Annotated in this window: 18 protein-coding genes; 9 read left to right on the plus strand and 9 right to left on the minus strand. The window is 40.4% G+C overall.

Annotated features, from left to right (window positions below; translation table 11 throughout):
* Positions 1 to 42 precede the first annotated feature (42 nt).
* Positions 43 to 864: a DNA polymerase IV gene (dinB, locus tag QQK00_RS17015; protein ID WP_284218880.1), complete on the plus strand. Its 822-nt coding sequence runs from the start codon at positions 43 to 45 to the stop codon at positions 862 to 864.
* A 138-nt stretch (positions 865 to 1,002) separates the two neighbouring features.
* Positions 1,003 to 1,851 (plus strand): MBL fold metallo-hydrolase, encoded by an 849-nt coding sequence (locus QQK00_RS17020; protein WP_284218881.1) that lies wholly within the window; start codon positions 1,003 to 1,005, stop codon positions 1,849 to 1,851.
* Positions 1,852 to 1,864: 13 nt separating this feature from the next.
* On the opposite strand, the gene QQK00_RS17025 is transcribed toward QQK00_RS17020, so the two are convergent.
* The 3 genes from QQK00_RS17025 to QQK00_RS17035 are packed head-to-tail and all read right to left on the minus strand — an operon-like array spanning position 1,865 to position 6,796.
* Positions 1,865 to 3,547 carry an amidohydrolase gene (locus tag QQK00_RS17025; protein WP_284218882.1) on the minus strand — a complete coding sequence of 561 codons (1,683 nt, stop codon included), beginning with the start codon at positions 3,545 to 3,547 and terminating at the stop codon, positions 1,865 to 1,867.
* A gap of 28 nt (positions 3,548 to 3,575) precedes the next feature.
* Positions 3,576 to 4,565, minus strand: coding sequence for a serine/threonine dehydratase (locus tag QQK00_RS17030; protein WP_284218883.1), 990 nt, complete (start codon positions 4,563 to 4,565; stop codon positions 3,576 to 3,578).
* Between the two features lie 5 nt (positions 4,566 to 4,570).
* A complete protein-coding gene (locus QQK00_RS17035) occupies positions 4,571 to 6,796 on the minus strand; it encodes a S9 family peptidase (protein ID WP_284218884.1) in 2,226 nt (741 codons plus the stop codon).
* Between the two features lie 72 nt (positions 6,797 to 6,868).
* Here QQK00_RS17035 and QQK00_RS17040 point away from each other — a divergent pair, with 72 nt between their 5' ends.
* The 3 genes from QQK00_RS17040 to QQK00_RS17050 all read left to right on the plus strand — a co-directional run bounded on the left by QQK00_RS17040 (position 6,869) and on the right by QQK00_RS17050 (position 8,643).
* Positions 6,869 to 7,528: an NAD(P)H-binding protein gene (locus QQK00_RS17040; protein ID WP_284218885.1), complete on the plus strand. Its 660-nt coding sequence runs from the start codon at positions 6,869 to 6,871 to the stop codon at positions 7,526 to 7,528.
* 109 nt (positions 7,529 to 7,637) lie between these two features.
* Positions 7,638 to 8,003: a hypothetical protein gene (locus QQK00_RS17045; protein WP_284218886.1), complete on the plus strand. Its 366-nt coding sequence runs from the start codon at positions 7,638 to 7,640 to the stop codon at positions 8,001 to 8,003.
* A 100-nt stretch (positions 8,004 to 8,103) separates the two neighbouring features.
* Complete coding sequence (locus tag QQK00_RS17050) at positions 8,104 to 8,643, plus strand: YgjV family protein (protein WP_284218887.1); 540 nt, start codon at positions 8,104 to 8,106, stop codon at positions 8,641 to 8,643.
* A gap of 107 nt (positions 8,644 to 8,750) precedes the next feature.
* On the opposite strand, the gene QQK00_RS17055 is transcribed toward QQK00_RS17050, so the two are convergent.
* The 3 genes from QQK00_RS17055 to QQK00_RS17065 form a co-directional block, all read right to left on the minus strand.
* Positions 8,751 to 9,155, minus strand: coding sequence for an ExbD/TolR family protein (locus QQK00_RS17055; protein ID WP_284218888.1), 405 nt, complete (start codon positions 9,153 to 9,155; stop codon positions 8,751 to 8,753).
* A 97-nt stretch (positions 9,156 to 9,252) separates the two neighbouring features.
* Positions 9,253 to 9,771, minus strand: coding sequence for a flavodoxin FldB (gene fldB, locus QQK00_RS17060; RefSeq protein ID WP_284218890.1), 519 nt, complete (start codon positions 9,769 to 9,771; stop codon positions 9,253 to 9,255).
* 32 nt (positions 9,772 to 9,803) lie between these two features.
* On the minus strand, positions 9,804 to 11,705 hold the full coding sequence (locus tag QQK00_RS17065) for an alkaline phosphatase D family protein (protein ID WP_284218891.1): 1,902 nt from the start codon (positions 11,703 to 11,705) through the stop codon (positions 9,804 to 9,806).
* Between the two features lie 369 nt (positions 11,706 to 12,074).
* Between QQK00_RS17065 and QQK00_RS17070 the strand changes: the two genes are divergently transcribed.
* On the plus strand, positions 12,075 to 13,172 hold the full coding sequence (locus tag QQK00_RS17070) for a hypothetical protein (protein WP_284218892.1): 1,098 nt from the start codon (positions 12,075 to 12,077) through the stop codon (positions 13,170 to 13,172).
* A 35-nt stretch (positions 13,173 to 13,207) separates the two neighbouring features.
* Here the strand turns inward: QQK00_RS17070 and msrA are convergent, their stop codons facing one another.
* Positions 13,208 to 13,744 carry a peptide-methionine (S)-S-oxide reductase MsrA gene (gene msrA / locus QQK00_RS17075; protein ID WP_284218893.1) on the minus strand — a complete coding sequence of 179 codons (537 nt, stop codon included), beginning with the start codon at positions 13,742 to 13,744 and terminating at the stop codon, positions 13,208 to 13,210.
* Between the two features lie 277 nt (positions 13,745 to 14,021).
* Here msrA and QQK00_RS17080 point away from each other — a divergent pair, with 277 nt between their 5' ends.
* Both QQK00_RS17080 and QQK00_RS17085 read left to right on the plus strand, forming a co-directional pair.
* Complete coding sequence (locus QQK00_RS17080) at positions 14,022 to 14,747, plus strand: SDR family NAD(P)-dependent oxidoreductase (RefSeq protein ID WP_284218894.1); 726 nt, start codon at positions 14,022 to 14,024, stop codon at positions 14,745 to 14,747.
* Positions 14,748 to 14,842: 95 nt separating this feature from the next.
* Positions 14,843 to 16,264: a sodium-dependent transporter gene (locus QQK00_RS17085; RefSeq protein WP_284218895.1), complete on the plus strand. Its 1,422-nt coding sequence runs from the start codon at positions 14,843 to 14,845 to the stop codon at positions 16,262 to 16,264.
* Positions 16,265 to 16,345: 81 nt separating this feature from the next.
* On the opposite strand, the gene QQK00_RS17090 is transcribed toward QQK00_RS17085, so the two are convergent.
* Both QQK00_RS17090 and QQK00_RS17095 read right to left on the minus strand, forming a co-directional pair.
* A complete protein-coding gene (locus QQK00_RS17090; protein WP_284218896.1) occupies positions 16,346 to 17,176 on the minus strand; it encodes an NAD-dependent epimerase/dehydratase family protein in 831 nt (276 codons plus the stop codon).
* 10 nt (positions 17,177 to 17,186) lie between these two features.
* Positions 17,187 to 17,984 carry a DUF2884 family protein gene (locus QQK00_RS17095; protein ID WP_284218897.1) on the minus strand — a complete coding sequence of 266 codons (798 nt, stop codon included), beginning with the start codon at positions 17,982 to 17,984 and terminating at the stop codon, positions 17,187 to 17,189.
* A 337-nt stretch (positions 17,985 to 18,321) separates the two neighbouring features.
* Here QQK00_RS17095 and QQK00_RS17100 point away from each other — a divergent pair, with 337 nt between their 5' ends.
* Positions 18,322 to 18,513, plus strand: coding sequence for a hypothetical protein (locus QQK00_RS17100; protein WP_284218898.1), 192 nt, complete (start codon positions 18,322 to 18,324; stop codon positions 18,511 to 18,513).
* Positions 18,514 to 18,700: the final 187 nt, after the last annotated feature.

The following is an 18,700-nucleotide window of genomic DNA, read 5'->3' on the forward strand; positions in this document are numbered from 1 at the left end:
TAACCCACGAAAATTGGAGAGCAGCACCTTTAAAGGTGGCTCGTGGGGAGTCATTATGTCTATACGCATCTAATAGAGCCTCTGTCGTTAGATGAAGCGTATTTGGATGTAACAGACGCGACACTATGTAAAGGCTCAGCAACGCTCATTGCGCAGCAGATTCGCCAAGAAATATTTGATGAAACGCATTTGACGGCATCAGCGGGGATTGCTCCGTTGAAATTTGTCGCGAAAATTGCGTCAGATATGAATAAACCCAATGGACAGTACCTAGTAACACCAGACGACATTGATCAGTTTTTAATGGCATTGTCACTCAAAAAAATCCCGGGAGTAGGAAAAGTTAGTTTCGAAAAGCTATCAACATTGGGTTGGACGCATGGCCACCATATTAGGTCTTTGCCAGAGCATGAGTTGGCTGATAAATTTGGTAAGTTTGGGGTGTCGTTGTGGCGTAAATGTAACGGCATCGATAACAGGGACGTGCAAGTGAGCCGCGTTCGAAAATCAGTCGGTGTAGAACATACTTTTTCCGACAATTATCATTCCGAAAAAGACCTCCATAACTACTTAAAAGCAACCTTAATTCCTGAGTTAAAAAATAGAGCCTCAAAATACATTCTTGCGTCACAAATTGAAAAAATTGGCGTAAAGCTGAAGTTTGCTGATTTTACACAAACGACAAAAGAACAAAAGCATACGGAGATTGATGAAAATTTACTTAAAGAGCTGCTTCACGAGGCGTTTTTGAGGGGCAATGGTAAGTCTGTGCGTTTGTTGGGGATTCAAGTGGGCATTTCTGCTAGCAATGCTGTTGACGGCAAACAGCTTTCTCTGTCATTACTTGACTCTACTGCGCAATAAATTGTTTTTGAGGAGTGAGTTGCTAACGTAGTGTTTATAATAATTGATTCAATTGAAATCTTATTGCTAAAACATCGGTATAAGTACTATCAAGATCAATAAATAAAATAGAATTGTTACGACAGAAGGGAATTATATATGAAAAGACTACTAATATTGGCTGCAACTGTTAGTTTTTGTGCGACAACTTATGCACAAGATAGATTTGCCGATGTGCAAATAAAATCATCACATGTGGCAGGCTCGGTACATATGCTTGTTGGTGCTGGTGGAAACATTGGGGTGTCAGCAGGAGATGATGGTACATTAATTGTTGATGATCAGTTTGCGCCATTAGCAGAGAAGATTGATGCAGCCTTAGGTGTGCTTAGCGATTCACCTACAAAATACGTTATTAATACGCATTATCATGGTGATCACACGGGTTCAAACGCATTCTTTCAGACCCAAAAAGGAGCGACTGTTTTTGCCCATGAGAATGTGCGTATAAGGTTAGCGTCCGCCGAAAAAGCCAATAAAGCTGCATTGCCTGTCGTTACATATAATGACGGCGTTAAGTTTCACTTGAATGGAGACACAATTCATGTCTTTCATTTAGCCAAAGGCCACACCGATGGTGATAGTGTGGTTTGGTTTGAAAAGGCGAATGTTCTTCATTCTGGCGATTTGTTTTTTAAAGATAGATTTCCATATATCGATCTAGGGGCGGGCGGCGATGTTAAAGGCTACATTGAATCGGTAGAGATCTTATTAACTAAGATAAGTGATACCACTAAAATCATTCCTGGTCACGGTGAACTAGCAAATAAAGCCGATTATCAACGCTTTGTGGCAATGATGAAAGACACCTATGCTTATGTACAACAAAAAAAATCTGACGGCTTGTCTGAAGAACAGGTATTAGCGCTTGGATTGGACGATAAGTGGGATGCTTGGTCTTGGAATTTTATTAACGAAGAACGTTGGATTAAAACGCTTTATCAGTAAGAGACTCTCTAGCCTATTCTTCGAATGAATAGGCTAGTTTTCCATTGACCCATGTTTGCAATACCCGTGTTTCGCGTATCTCTGCCGCAGGTACTGAAAATATATCTCTGTCGACAATAATAAAATCGGCTTTTTTGTTTGTATCAAGTGTACCCAATATGTCCTCCTGAAAAGCAGCATAAGCTGCATCAATCGTAAAGCTAGCAAAGGCTTCTGTTATCGATACTGATTCTTCAGGTATCCAACCTCCTTTTGGATCGTTGTTAGCATCTTGGCGGGTGACTGCCGCATGTAAGCCATGAAAGGGGTTTGCTTTTTCGACTGGAAAATCTGAACCAAACGCGATACGAGAACCTTGGTCTAACAGCGTTCTCCAAGCATATGCGCCTTTTAAACGTTGTTTTCCAAGTCTATCCTCAGCCATGTTTTTATCACTGGTTGCGTGAGTAGGTTGCATCGATGGAATGACATTTAATGATTTAAATTTTGGTATGTCATCCAGTGCAATGACTTGCGCATGTTCAATGCGATGGCGCATGGGGTTATTTGGGTATTGCTTAAAGGCTTCGCCAAAATGTATGAGTGCAAGTCGGTTTGCACGGTCGCCAATGGCATGAAAGTTAAGTTGAAAATCCTGACTGATAACTTGCTCAAATAGGCCGGGTAGTTGTGCTTGTTTAGTGACAAGTAAACCACTATTTTCAGGCGCGTCCTTGTAAGGTGCCAATAAGGCAGCGCCTCGACTGCCCAAAGCGCCATCACCATAAGCTTTGACTGAACGTATAGATAGGAAATCTTGCTTGTCAGAAATGTAGCCTTCGCTGAGCATTTTATCTAGCGCAGGATCTGTCGCCGCTAGCATTGCATATATTCGGACTCTAAGCGCCGTGTCAGTCGACTGTTCGACATAAAAGTCCCTTACTTGTTCGCTAACACCAGCGTCATGCATACTGGTTATACCCAAGGACAGTAAATGATCAAAGGCGGTGTTTAGCTGCAAGTGCAATTGTTTGTTATCTAGTTTAGGAATAAAGTGTTCAACCAATGCCATCGCATTATCGATTAATATGCCGGTGGGTTTTCCATCTTTCCCATGAATAATGTCACCTCCCTCGGGTGACACTGTTAGTTCAGTGATACCGGCAATTTTTAGCGCTTTGCTATTTGCCCATGCAGCGTGTCCGTCCACACGTGTTAACCATACCGCTTGATTTGGAAAGGCCTTGTCGAGTGAATCTTTACTTGGGAATTGTTTGTTATGCCAATTTTCTTGATTCCAGCCTCTACCAATTATCCAACCGTCACCAATAGAAACACTGCCAATAAAATCCTTAACCAGCTTTACGGCATCCATTTCACTGCTGGCTTCTCGTAAATTAGCTTGCGTGAGGTTTTCACCTAGACCCAATAAATGTCCATGTGCGTCTATAATACCGGGCAGTAAGGTTCGTTGCTTTACATCGATTACTTTTGCACCCTCTGGTGCATTCAATCCATTTCCGATGCTTACTACCTTGTCATTTTTAATCAACATTTCACTGAATCGGATCAATGCATATTTGTCTTCGGTGTTAGTTCTCAGTGTGTAACCATTAGCGTTAGTAAAGTGTGTTACGTTGGCAAACGTTTGAGAGGTTAAAACACAAAACAATAGTGTCGAAATAGTGAGGAAACGCTTTAATCGAAAAAATTTCATGGCTACATGCCTCTACTGTTATTTTGATTTATATTTGCGGAATGTCATTTAAGTAATCTTGTTGCCAAATATGCTGCATGCTAGCGGTACTAATATTGCCGCCACTCGCGATGACTAACACTCGTTTGGGTGACGTTTGTAGTTTAAGCCACTGAATAACGGCTTCCATACTCATTGCACAAGTAGGTTCGATATGCAGCTTGAGTAAATGATGTAACCATTGGGTCCAATATTTTATTCGTTCTTCATTGACTTCATAAAAACCATCTAAGGCCTGTAGAAACGGAAAGTTAATTTCGCCAACCGCTGGGGTTGCAGCGCCATCAGCCAAGGTGTTTGGTGTTTTACTTAAACTTATTATTTGTTTTTGACGCAAAGACTTTGCTGCATCGTTGGCAGCCAAGGGTTCTACTCCAATGACTTGAGTATTGGGCGACAAGGCGCGGGCTGAAATTAACGATCCGCTTAATAAGCCCCCGCCGCCGCAGGGAGCGAAAATGCCATCAATATTGTCAATAGACTCAAGTGACTCAGCAACAACAGTACCTTGCCCTGCAATAACATTCAGGTGATTAAACGGTTTGATCCACGCCGTATCTTCTCTGTTTGCAGCTTCGCTAACGGCAGTATCAGCTAACGCGCGGTTTGCAAATAGCTTTAACTTTGCTCCGTAAGCTTTTGTTGCCGCCGCTTTAATCTTTGAAATACTTTCACTGGCGTAAATTGTGGTAGGAATATTCAGTTTTTTGCCAATGTACGCGACGGCTTGGGCATGATTACCAGAAGAGTTCGCAATAATCTTTTTGGGCGCCGTACCATTTTCAATTTTTTTAAGTAAGTAGTTACTTGCGCCGCGGATCTTAAATGATCCGGTCGTTTGCAAACATTCAGCTTTAAAAAATATCTCATGGCCTAAGCATTTGTTAAGCATTGACGAGCTTACAATCGGTGTTTTTTTAACGTATGGCGCGATACGTGATCGCGCCGACTGGATATCTGAAAAATCAATACTGCTCAACGCTATTACCTGTTATCTAGATGAAGATCGAAAAAATTTGTGACCGTATTATACAGATGGATACCGGTTTGTTTGCCACGAATACTGTGCTTTTTACCCGGATAGTCCATTGTCTGAAAGGGGAGTGCTAAATCTTGAAGGTGCTTGTATAACTTTGTGCTGTGAGTAAATAGTACGTTGTCGTCAGCCATACCGTGGTAGATGAGTAAGTCACCCTTTAAGTTTTCCGCATATGGAAACACACTTGATGCCGTGTATTTGTCGTCAACTAGTGTTGGATTACCCATATAGCGCTCAGTGTAATGTGTGTCGTATAGACGCCAATCTGTCACCGGTGCACCAGATACGCCTGCTGCAAAATAATCTCCGGCTTTAAACATTGACATTAAGGCCATGTATCCACCATAACTGTGGCCATAAACGCCTATTCTTTTTGCATCCACATAATCGAGTGTGCGCAAAAACTTCACACCAGCAACTTGGTCGGTCACTTCTATATCACCCATGGCATGGTAAATCGGGTCTTCGAAAGCTTTCCCTCGATAGTTAGACCCCCGATTATCAATACTGAATACGACATATCCTTTGTTTACCCAATGTTGGAAAAGCAAACCGCGATTGCCGGCCCAGCGATTTGTGACGACTTGCGCATGCGGGCCGCCGTATACGTAGACGATTACAGGGTGTTTGCCGTGTCGTTTTTTAGGCGCATACAAACGATAGTGCAACTCTGTTGTTTTATCGTCGGTCATAATAGTACCAAAGCTCGGTTTTACCCAACTACTACTGTATGCGTTCAATGGGTGATTAACATCAAGCTTATTTTCATTCAGCCATGTGATATGTTCGCCTTTGTTGTTGTAGAGAGCTACTTGAGAGGGGGTGTTAATGTTTGAACTAGTGTTTACGTAAACAGAACCGTCTTTACTAAAAGTAGGCAAATGGTAGTAACCACGCTCAGAAATTCGTTTAATGTTTCCATTGTTTGTCTCAAGACGATAAACATGCCGCTCTATAGGTGTGTCTTTTCTGCCACTGAAAAATATGAGACCGCGGTTTAGATCTACTGCTGAAATAGTATCAACGACCCATTTTCCTTTGGTCAATTGTGTACGTTGTTTGCCATCCGCATCATGCAAATATAAATGTTTGTATCCGTCCTTTTCTGATGCCCATATAAATTGACCATTGTCAGCAAAATACAAATCGTCATGAAGGTTTATCCATGTATTACTTTCTTCCGTAAGCAAAACGGCTGCTGTATCGCTAATTAAGTCATACGCAATTAAATGCAGACGTTTTTGGTCCCGAGATTGTACTTGGTAACTAAGCTTCGTATCGTTAATCCACTTAGCTCTTGCGAGGTAAATATCTTTATTGGCACTTAAAGGTATCCATTTTTTTTGCTTGGTTTTAAGGTTTACAATCGCCAGCTCAATATGCACATTAGGTGTCCCCGCTTTAGGATATTTTTGCTCGACCATTTTTATGCTGTCAGCATATATTTCTGAACGAGTGATAATATCTACGGGGGATTCATCTACTTTTGTAAGTGCTATGTTTTTTTCATCTGGCGACCACCAATACCCGGTCATTCGCGACATTTCTTCTTGAGCGACAAACTCTGCCATCCCAAATTTGATATTCCCTTTTCCTTCAGTGGTTATTGCTGTTTCAGTACCCGTGGCGATCTCGGTTACATATACGTTTTGGTCACGAATATAGCTGACAAAGTTTCCTTTCGGAGAAAAACGAACATCCGTCTCAAATGCCTCCGTTTCGACTAGTTTTATTGCCTTGCTTGTGCCAAGTTTGTAGTAGTAAACGTCGCCAGCTAACGGGAATACTAAGGCGTCACTTTGGGCGGACCAAGCATAGTCTAAAATACCGCTCCCATAAATTCGCATGCGTTCTCGACGGGCTTTTTCTTCATCGGATAATTGTTCATCACCTTTATGTAATTCGTCCGCATCAAACAATATGCGTGTTTTGCCACTTTCAACATGATATTCCCATAGGTCATAGCGGTCAAAATCCGAAGCTTTTCCTTTTATAAAGGTAACTCTTTTGCCGTCGGGTGATACTTTGAGTTTACTTGGTGCGCTGCCGGATAAGCTTGGTGACTGAAATATACGTTCAATGCTGATATTGTCGTTTGCTAGCACACATGAGCTTTGAAAGCTAAGTGCAATAAAGCACGATGAAATTAATTTAAGAACATTTTTTGTCATTTTGATGTATTTATAGTTATGTTTATAGACAAAAAAAGAGTATCACAAAGCACTCTATTATGGATATCAAATATGGACGCTAATGTTGAGAGGCAATCAACGTTAAACAGGAAAACAGCATTAGTATTGGGTGCTTCAGGTGCGGTTGGTCGAGCATTGGTTAACTGCTTGTGCGCAGACGTGCGTTACCACAAAGTGGTCTGTTTAGTGCGTAGCCCACTTAGCAATAATCAATACTGTGACCCTGAACGAAAGTTAGAACCGCTTGTTATCGACTTTCAGTATCTACAAGATTACCAAGGATATTTTACGGTGGATCACGTGTACTGCTGCTTGGGCACAACCCTAAAAAAAGCGGGCTCGAAAAAGGCATTTCGTTATGTGGATTTTGAGCTCGTACATATTGTTGCGCAACTTTCCCGTGCGCAGCGAGTCAAAAGCTTTGTATGGATTTCGTCGATTGGCGCAAATGCCAAGAGTAAAAGCTTTTATTTACGTGTGAAAGGCGAGTTAGAAAACGCAGTTTTGAATATGCCACAATTGAATAGTGCTGCTGCGGTTAGACCATCTTTAATTGATGCACATCGGCAAGGTGATACACGCAGGGCGGAAGCGCTGGTAATTAAAGTACTTTATGCTATCGGGCCAATATTGTTGGGCGCATTCAAGAAGTATCGGCCAGTAAAGCCTATACAAGTCGCTAAAGAAATGGTTCGCTTACAAACGTTTTAAATGCGCGCTAACTTAAGCATAGTCAAAGAAAATTAAAGTAAATTCGAATTACGGTGGATATAAATCATATAGCAGTTTTCTTATAAACAACTTAGGCGGAGTAATAATTATGGATCTTTTATTACCAGAAAGTGTTCGCAGTCTATTTCAAAATATTCAAGTTAACAGGTTTTGGTGGGATGGTGTTCAGGTAAATATTCCCATGCACTGTGTTTATGCCATTATTCCAAACCCAATCGCTGACCACTATACCGAAATCTCTGGATTCAATGTCCCTATAATGGCGTTGGGAAATTACCATGTGCCTGTATGGGATCCGATGCATAAAAACATAGATAAAATGCCAAAGTTTGCAATTGTTCTTATACATCAAGAAAATGAAAAATTTGGTCTTTACGCCTATCCTTCTGACTGTTTAGATGAGTCATTTGAGCTGAGTTACGACGAATGGTTTGAGCGTCAGAAAATGTCGTAAATAAACACCACCTAATTAAATACTGCTGGTCTTTGTTTATAAAATAAGCATAATACGCGTCCGTTACAACTAAGTGTTATGGTATTTCTTAGGGGCTGCATTGGATAACTACGTAATTTATGCTGAGGCTTTGGGCGCACTCGCGGTAATTTTCAACTTTATTGGTTATCGCCAGCAAAATATAAATAAGTATTTACTTATTTCAGCGATAGCGTTGGCCTGTCTTAGTACCCATTTTTTTATGATTAATGCGCTAGCGGCAGGCATTAGCTGTGCTCTCGCTTGCACGCGCAACCTTATCGCACTGTATTATCGTGGCAATCCGATCCTTATTTTTTTCGTGCTGGCTAACATTGCGTTTTTTTCTTATGAATGGTGGTGGCTTGGCAGTGAATGGGTTATTTTTATTGCTTATGCGAGTTCTATGATTTTTACCGTGGGGTCAATCGTATTAACGAGTGCCAAGCGAGTTAAGCAGTGGTTTATATTGGCTGAAGTCTTAGGGTTGGTTTATGCGATATTGGTCGGCAGTGTGTTTGGAACAGTATTCAACTTGAGCAATCTGTGTAGTATTTTTTATAGTTTACATAAAGAAAAACGTAATCAACTTAATGATGCAGTGGAAAAAAACGATAAGTGAGTGTTAGCATTAAAAATACGTTGTATAGCGTATTAGCTGTTTAATACAACAATAATAAAAAAAGCCAGCATTGCTGGCTTTTTTTAAATTAATAAGACTAACGCTGTTTAATCTTTTTTAACAAGCACCGATACGTTTTGAATGCCTGCAATTTTAACCTGATCCATTACTTGAACTACAATACCATGATCAGTATCTTCATGGGCTTGAATCGCCGCAGTTTCGGTCGCATTTTCAGCCAAGTATGTCTGAGAGTTTGCGACTACTCGACGAATATCCACAATACGACCGCCCATTTGAATCTGACCATTTGCATCTATTCGTATAGATAAGGCTTTAGATGGTTCATTATTATTTGGGTTATCTTTTGGACGGTTCGCCATTAAACCACGCTCTGACGAGAAAGTAGTGGTTACGATAAAAAATATTAACATAATGAATACGATGTCTAGCATCGGCGTCATATCAATCTGCGCGTCGTCATCCGAGGCTGTATGCTTCTTTCTCTTCATTTTCCAGCTCTTTTTTATAATCAGTTATTTTTATAGTATAACTATTCCAATGCAAATGCATAGAAAAAAGTTAGCGGTAGCATAACAATTTTGTATCTTATTGCAATTCTTCTATTAACTGGGCGCACCAGTTTTTTATACGTTCGTCAGACATTTCAAATTGATTTTCATCATCTAAACTTAAGCCAACAAAAAAATCTTTGTCTTCAGTAAGTGCTTTTGACGCCGTAAATTCGTAGCCTTCGTTCGGCCAGTAACCGATGATGTCGGCATCTACAGCAACGACTTCATCATGAAGCATGCCTAGCGCATCTTGAAACCAATCGGCATAACCATATTGGTCACCTAAGCCATAAATTGCGACTGTTTTACCGGCCAGTTTGAGTGACCTAATGTCTTCCCACGTTGATTCCCAGTCTTCTTGCAATTCACCAAAATCCCATGTGGATATACCAAAGACAATAAGCTCATATTCTTGGCATTTATGCAGTGAGATGTCTTTAATATTGAACATCGGAATACGTTGGCGGGTAAGTGCTTCCAAAGCACCTTGTATTTTTTCGCCCGCCATTTCCGTGTAGCAGGTGGTTGAACCATAAAAAATTGCGATTTGCATAGTGCGTTTCTAAGGCCTAGTGGTATTTGAACTCATTCATCGGAGGGCGTAAATTCGACACGTGTTCCGTCTGCACATATAAGTTTACAGGCTTTTTCAGTGCCATCTTCACTCAATTGTAGCAAACCTAAGGCGCATTTATTCACAATATCTCCGGTGTGCTTTTCTGGACCATTTTCAATCATGCTTTCGGGCTTTCTTTGCTTTACAGACATATTACGTCGTTTGGTTAAAAAATTTAGCGGTGACCTATGTCCATACAAAAAACGATTGCAACGCTCAAAAAATGTGATGAGCTTTTGTGGAAATTGGTTGTGAATGCCTGAACACGTGAATTGTACAATTTTAGGGCTATTTCTGCGAAATCGTAGTGACACGTCGTAAACGAAGGAGTAATGCACGTCCCCTGACAAAATGATAAAATTGGGTGGTGTTTTTATATGTCTAAACACGTTTAGCATGACACTTGCGGTGCCTTTGTGCGCCATCCAATTTTCTGCGTCAACAATGAGAGCCCCGCCAAACATAGTAAACATTCGTTGTATGGTTTCAATGAATTTAACACCATAGACCGGTGCGGCAGATACCATGATTACGGATTCTTTTCCGATGATACTATGTTGTAATTCGCAGAGGCCTTCCCAGTCCATGAGACCGGATGGTTTATTTGGATTAGATTCACTTCGCCAGCGCTGAGTGCGCGTATCTAATACATGAATCGACGGAGACGTATTTAGTTGATAGTGCCATTGATCAAAGTCAAAAAGCGTCTCTAATAATTCCTGATGACCCTGTATACGGCCACCAGAGAACGTTTTATTCGCGGCATCGATAAGTGGTGAAAGCTCAGCGATGGGATTACCAATACCTTGAAACAAAAAATAAGCACATATTGCATTGCCAATGATTTGTTTAGAATAGGCTTTTCCGTAGACTTGCTCTTCCCAGCCTCTTGTTAAATTCCAGTCGTCTGTAACATCGTGATCATCGAATATCATGTAAACAGGCACATGCGCTAAAGCTTTTTCTACATCAGGCAGAGTAGACACAAATTGCTCTATATGAACTCTTTCGTTTTCATAGCGTTGCTTATATTCGGGTTTTACATTGGGTGTTTCTAGGCTGACGATTGCCCATAACCTTGATGACCAAGACAATAAATACAATGCAACCATTTCATTCAATGCAATTAGGTGATTATGGGCGTTCGCGGAGGTAAATACTGGTTTTCGTTTGGCTTTGAAAAGTGCTTTAACCAAGGCCTCATTTTCGTCAACTTCAGGCAAGAGTTGTTCGCGTTCGTAAAAGCAATGCTCATGCCCAATTAAATCTTTCGACGATGTGATTACGCTGCCTGAAATGTCTTCGTGGTATAGTCCTAAATGGCGAATGACTTGTTGAATCGCATGTAGCATAGGCCCTGCTACATCATCCACATAAACCTGATCACCCGTAAATAAAACGATATCAGGGATATCATCTAGTTTATTATTCGGATCGACTAATTTTGCTAATTGCGGCAGCGCATCTTTGGCGAAATGATGCGCTTTTCGACAAGATCCATGAACGACATTCGTCAACTTTTGGGAGAACAAAAAACTGAATTTACTAGATATGTTCCCCTCTTCACCAGGAGTAGAGTGTTCTAGATCTGTGGCGCATTCGTATCTAAGTGCAGGTAGTAACTCACTTAATCTTTCTTCTGATGATAGTAAAACGTCATAATAATAGCGTTGACCGCATTTGAGTTGTTCGCCGACTGCCTGACCTTGCTCCATGAGTGAAGATTTTCCAATTATCAAATGAATAAAGCAACGTGTGCCTAGCTCCCATTGGATATGCTGAGAATCAAGGATTGCTAGTTGTTTTCCATCATCATTAAACAGTTCGAGTTGTGGTGTTATTGGCAAGGAGCTAACAAACCATACGCTCACGGAGTTTACAGTGGTATCTCTTAAGATAGGTCCAGCGACAATTGAAGGAAGAGGAGAATTTGGCGTTACCAATTAAATTTAAATCACGAGTTGGTTCATATTGATTTATAGCATAACATGCTAATCACAATAGAAAAGTACTGCCACAATATTTGTGTGTCAGTCATTGTAAATATATGTCAAATCTCATTGTTTTTTGTATGATTTTAATATATTTACATGTCAATGTTAGTTGCTGTTTCACTCGCAAATGAACAGGTGCCAATTTGCTTTTTTATTGTTTTTATAAAAATAAAAACATGTTTCGGCGGAGAATATGTAGGGCGGTGGTGTCGACGGCACCGGGTCATTACTTTAGTTAGGTTTACAATGAATAAAAATAAAATAATCTTTACAGGATGTTTACTGTTGAGCTTGATAGCTTGCTCAGCGCCACCTAAATCTTATGAATTAAATGGGCTATGGATAAAAGAATCAGATGGTACGACAATGCTCGACCCACAAACGTCTGGTTTAGTCAAAATTGGTGATAAGCTCTATTCTCTATCTGACGCGAGTGCTGATAAAAGTCAAATCAAGCGCTTGCATGTCATTGACCCGGTGTCGGGAAATATTATAAATAAGTCGGATGGCATGGCGTTTGATGAACGCATACGACAATCGTGCTTTTATGACTATTTGGCAGGTGAACCTGATTATGAAGCACTAGTGCCCGATCCATTCATTGAGAATAGTTGGATTTGGGTGACTGAAGATGCAAGTCGCAGCAAGCAAATGACAACGGCGTGTCAAGATAAGTATGGCGATACAGGCTCAACTGTTTACCCGACATTGTTAGTACGCCTAACGTTAGAAAATAATAGCTTACGCGTTACTGGTGTTAGACCTGTTCGCTACAATGAGGAAGAAAACGTTGCTGATCATCCTAATGACGGCATCGAAGGACTCGCGATTACTAAAGATAAAACGTTGTTATTAGGTTTAGAAAAAGACGGAAATGGTAACGCAAGAGTTTTTAGCGTGCCGTTGGATGTTGATTTTTTCAGTACCTTAGCATTCGTCACTGCCAAAGATGCTGGCCTTCGTATGCCGACGTTTGAGAAAGGAAATCATCCAATAAATGGTATGGATATTGTTTATAGAGAAGATGGACGTGGCTATTTAGTTGCGGCCGCGAGGAATGACAATCAGCTGTGGATCATTGATTTGCAGAAAGAGAAAGACACCGTAATTGTGCAGTTACAATTTTTAGCGCCTTCCCAAACATCTGATAAATGTGAGCCTTTTCATCTGATGAATAATTCCTCGATAGAAGGCATAGCCGTCGATGACGAAGCAATCTACATGGTGAATGATCCTTGGAAAGCAAATTACCACAAAAATATCGTTTGCGATGAAGACAAAGTGTTATATCAAAGGTATTCACCATTGCTATTTAAACTGCCGCTAAATGATGGCTGGTTTTAGAGGTTGGGGTCTAAAGCGAGCCAATAAATTTTTCGTTAGCGCTTTAATCTAGCTGAAAAGGTTTTCTTAAACTTTGCTAGTTTGGGCGCTACAACCATGTTGCAGTAAACATTTTCGGGATTATTGTTAAAATAGTCCTGATGATAATCTTCTGCTTGGAAGTAACTTTGCAGGGGCTCTAGCTCAGTCACGATAGGATTCAGGTAGATTTGCATATCACGCATTTCGCGCAGGATTTTTTCGGCATCTGCTTTTTGCGCTTCGTTAATGTAATAAATCCCACCTCTATATTGCGTGCCTTGATCATTGCCTTGTCTATTCAATTGCGTTGGGTCATGTAAGGCAAAAAATATTTCTAATATTTCTCTTCGGGTAATAACCTTTGTGTCAAATGTCACTTGCACAACTTCCGCATATCCAGTGCTACCGCTACAAACGGATTCGTAGTCTGGGTTTTCAGTACCGCCATTGGCGTAGCCTGAAAAGGCACTGATAACGCCATCAATTTGGTTATATGCTGATTCGATGCACCAAAAGCACCCGCCAGCAAGGGTAATTGTTTCGTGAGACATGCCATTTTCCTTTCTGTCTGTATATGCTTACAGAATGTAGCCGCATTTATTGTAATTCAAGTCATCTAATAGATATTATTTTGAGTACAAATGTTATTCACCAGCAAATATATATGCTAAACGGAAACGATTTTATGGTCTTAATAATATTTTATGACGGCAGGTGCCCACTTTGTGTTAGGGAAATGGCATATTTAAAACACAGATACAAAATATCTTATTGGTTAACGGGTAAAAAACGATGCGATACTAACTGCGGGATCAAGTATTAATGGCAATGAAAACGACGCTAGTGGTGGGAGCTAATGGAGGGATTGGACACGCGGTCGTTAATTACTTGTGTGAAGACCCGACTATTTCGCTCATCGAAACTGTATCTCGTTCTGAATATAAACATCAAGACAAACGTGTATTTCATACCGTTATTGATGTCGCAAGCGAGGACAGTATTAAGCGCTATGTCAACGAGCGAAAAACGTCTCATCAACGGTTCGACGCGGTATATATATGTACTGGTATTTTACATTCGGATAAGGCCCCAGCGCTGAAGCCTGAGAAGCGGCTAGAAGATATTAGTCAACGTCAATTTTTGGAATATTTCCAAATAAACACAATACAACCGTCGATATGGTTGAGTGCTTTAGTGAGTGTTATGACGAACAACTATTCGGTGATTGCCTTAATTACCGCGCGGGTGGGCAGTATTGAAGACAATCGCCTTGGCGGGTGGTACGGCTATCGAAGTTCCAAAGCAGCACTCAATATGGTGATCAAAAGTGCTGCGGTTGAGTATGCTCGTCGCAGCCCAAGTACAATACTGCTAAGCTATCACCCCGGTACTGTCGACACGTCATTGTCAAAACCGTTTCAAGCCAATGTGGCTCCTAAAAAATTATTCACTGCTGATTTCACTGCTCAGCGACTTGTTGACTTAAGTTACTCGCTAGATATTGAAGAATCACCGTATTTCTTAGACTGGGCAGGTAAGCCGATTCCGTGGTAGTGTTTTCTCTTTGATTTGCCGGCTAACGCTTTTGGTGCAGACATTTTTGTCTATGCTTGCTAACATCATAAAAAAATAACAAAAAAGGAAATGAGATGGCGGGTTCTAGAGAGCAGTTTGGCTCGAAGTTAGGATTCATATTGGCGGCTGCGGGTTCTGCAGTTGGCATCGGTAACTTGGTTGGTTTTCCAGTAGGTGCGGCTAAAAATGGCGGTGGGGCATTTTTAGTCATGTATGCTCTCTTTGTATGTTTCATTTGTTTACCTGTAATGATTGCAGAAATGACTGCAGGCAGAGCTAGTCAAAAAGACCCGCTAGGGGCATACACTTCGCTCAGTAATAAACAACCTGGATGGCGCATTGCAGGTTGGTTGTCGATTGTAACGCCGTTTATGATTGCGGTTTTCTACTTGGTAATCACGATATGGATTTTTGGCTACTTAGTTGAGTCGGTAATAGGTAACCTTGATGTACTAGCTAACCCAGATACCTTTGGTATGTTCATCAATTCCTACTCGCTTTTTGCATATATGGCGGGTGTGCTAGTCATTGTTTATTTAATCTTGCAGGGGGGGGTAAAGCAAGGGATTGAAAAAGCCGCAAAAATACTCATGCCAGCGCTTTTCATCATGCTGTTAGCGTTGGTTGTATTTGTCCTAACTCGGGACAATGCAATGGCTGGTGTTGAATTTTATTTGGTGCCTGATTTTTCAAAAATTGATGCAGGAGTTGTTAATGGCGCGTTGTCACAAGCGTTTTTCTCCTTGTCATTGGGCATGGGAATAATGATAACCTATGGCAGTTACATTGATAAACGCGCGAATCTTCCGCAGTCTGCAAAGCTAGTGGCGTTAACTGACACCGCAGTTGCGTTTACGGCAGGGTTAATGATCTTACCCGCTATTTTTTCTTTTAATCCTAACGTAAATACGGCCTCATTGAGTGAAAGCTCTATATCGATGATTTTTTCGTATCTTCCACAAATCTTCCTGGAAATGCAGAATTCACTTGGGTATGTTGGCGCAAGTATTGTCGCAGCGACATTCTTCCTATTGGTATTTTTTGCTGCGATTACTTCGTTGGTATCAATATTTGAAGTGCCTGTTGCTTCACTAATGAGTGAAAAAGACATTTCGCGAAAACGTTCATTGATGATTTGTGGCGCCTTACTGGTAATACTTTCTGTCTTTTGTGCATTGTCGTTTGGGTTTGTTGACTTTTTCACGTCATTTGTATCCTATGCAAATAGCGAAAAATCATTCTTTGACGTGGTTTATGACGTATTTTATGACACCATATTGCCGTTAAATGGTTTGTTGATATGTTTATTTGTTAGTTATCGCTGGCGTAAACGAGGTTTTAACGATGAGTTAGATATGGGGTCTGAAGGATATAAAGGTAGTTTGATTCAAAAGTATGTAGATTTTTCTCTTAGTACGTTTATTCCAATCATTCTAGCCGCGATCTTTATCAATACCGTAGCCCTTAAGTATTTTGGCATTGCTTTAATCGGCTAAAAAGTCATTTATATGTTTTCCGGAACTTCTAACAAGGAGGTTCCGGGTGAGCTGATCATTTCCTATATTGCGTTTGTTGTTTCAAGGCAGCATATCGTAAGGCGTCGTGAAATCTAACGTTAGGCCTAAGGTTTCCAACGTGTCTTTTGCGTTAATTCGCTTCGTTTTTCTGCTTCCTCTATCGTTATCGACGAATGAAAGTGGTGGCAAATCAAGTTGTTTCGCACACCATTGATAGTAGTCAACTCGTGTTGGATGTTCATGACTACATAGGTTAAATGCTCGGCCATCGTAATTTTGCTCAAGTAGCCTATGTATTGTAGAAATGACATCTTGTTTGTGAATAAGATTTACCGGGCCGCTAGGATCTGAAAGTACTGAGCGCAAAGCGAGTGAATGTATGGGATGCCTGTAGCCTTTGTCGGGGTTTGGTCCTACTAAACCTGCTAAACGAAGTACATTACTTTGCTGATGTGCAGACAATAAGTATTTTTCGATTGCATAATGAGCAAACCCTGAGCTTGAAGTAGGCTTTGGTTTGGTTAGATTGGTAATTTCTGCTTCGTCATCTGCAAATACTGAGGTCGCGCTAATGAATATTATCTTTCTACACCTTGACGCTGTTGCTATGTCTATCAGATTTTGGATAGCATCTATATATCGATGAGGATCTAAATTTCGCCTTCCTGCAGCGATACTGATGATAACATTTCGATGTTCAAATAGTGTTGAAGCTAAGCTTGTAGGAAGCGTTTGGTAGCAGTCAAATATATGGGCATTGACGCCTTTATTCGCCAATACGTGTTGTTTCTCTGTTTGCCTTACTGTGCCTATAACATTATGGCCTTGTTGGCTTAAGTGCTCTGCTAAAGATTGTCCTAACCAGCCAAGGCCAATAATCGTATGTTGCATATAACTCTTTTTATGCGCGTTGTTTAACGTCAATCATATCGATGTTTTCAAAAGCTTCAATGTTTTGCAGTTTAGATTCTGTTTCATCTAACTCTACAAGTGATTCACAAAACGCTTCTGCAGTATGTTCCAAAGATGCTGCTCTAGATTCAATTTCCAATTCTATGTCTTCTCCGAGTTTATCCATACGTGTTTCGAAATCAGTTAAGTTACCGTCGCCACTCAGCATGCTTTTCCCCAAGGCCATGAATATTTCGCCCATACCCTCGGATATTAGGTTTTCAACCGTGTCTTCAATTTTGCTTTCCAACGAACTTGATACATTGCCATTTTCTGAAAATACTTGTTTGCCAAATACAATGACACCTTCTTCTGGAAAGACTGAACTTCTTACTTCTTGCTCAATCGCTGAGATACTCTCGCCCATGGATTGAACAAAATCTGAGTCTTCGCCAAAAAAGCCGGTAAACACTGTTGTTAACGCCGTTTTTGCAATGTCGACGGCATCTTCAGCAAGCGAAACCGCTTGAGGTACTGCTTTATTCACCTGAGAGTAATATTGCCTAGTTGTTGCTTGCTCATCTTTAGTAAGATGAATGGATTTACCGTCCTGAATTACTTGACCAGACTTAAGGATTGTAATTTCGCTTGCAGCGGTTTGCTTTATGACTAGTTGCTCATTGGTTATTCTTATTTCGCCATCGAAGTCTATGTCACATTTGTTACCAATGCTTCCGTATTCATGGGCACTACTTACAAAGCTCATTGAACAAAATATGGTTGATAGTATTAATGCTGCTTTTTTCATCTTCAATCCTCTTCTTATTGTCGAGTCGTCATGTGTTGTTAATGTTTTGCGCTTAAGTGGCAATGTAACGTGCTTCAAACATTCACTTATATGTGTGGCCTATTGGTTGATAAAGTTTGTTTAGCAAAAGCTAAGCCAAATAAATAGTTTAATTAAAACAATGAGTTAATTTTTTAGGTTTAAGTTTAACTCATACCACAACGATAAATATGGTGAGTTCTTACAAAATTTAGTTAATTTGACTAAGATCATGTTCGGCTAAAAAAGACGAAGAGATCCGTGGAGCAAATCGAAACTTTGAGTATAATAAGCCTAGTGCAATGAAATAAGGTATTTTATGAACGACATTCTGAACACACTTAAATTGGGCGTATTATTTTTGGCGCTTATTCTTGGCTTGAGCTGTATTGTTATGAGTGTCATTTCAACTAAGCAAGGCGCTGAGGCTATGCAAGAGCGCGTTGAATATGGCTTCTTTGGTGTTACTGGTTTAGTCATTACGGGGTTAATGGCATACGCATTAAGCTAGATAACATCAACTTATATAAAAAGCGGCTTTGATTTTTAACAAAGCCGCTTTTTTGTAGATGTTTATGGAAAAACTCGCAGAAGATTATTTAACCTGAACTCTCGATAAGAAATAGTGCAAGTATTTGTTTTTAAAAACAATACTAAAGATATAGAATCCAGTAATGATAAAAACGTGAATAACAAGG

The organism is Agaribacter marinus (assembly GCF_030160655.1).
GTDB lineage: Bacteria > Pseudomonadota > Gammaproteobacteria > Enterobacterales > Alteromonadaceae > Glaciecola > Glaciecola marina.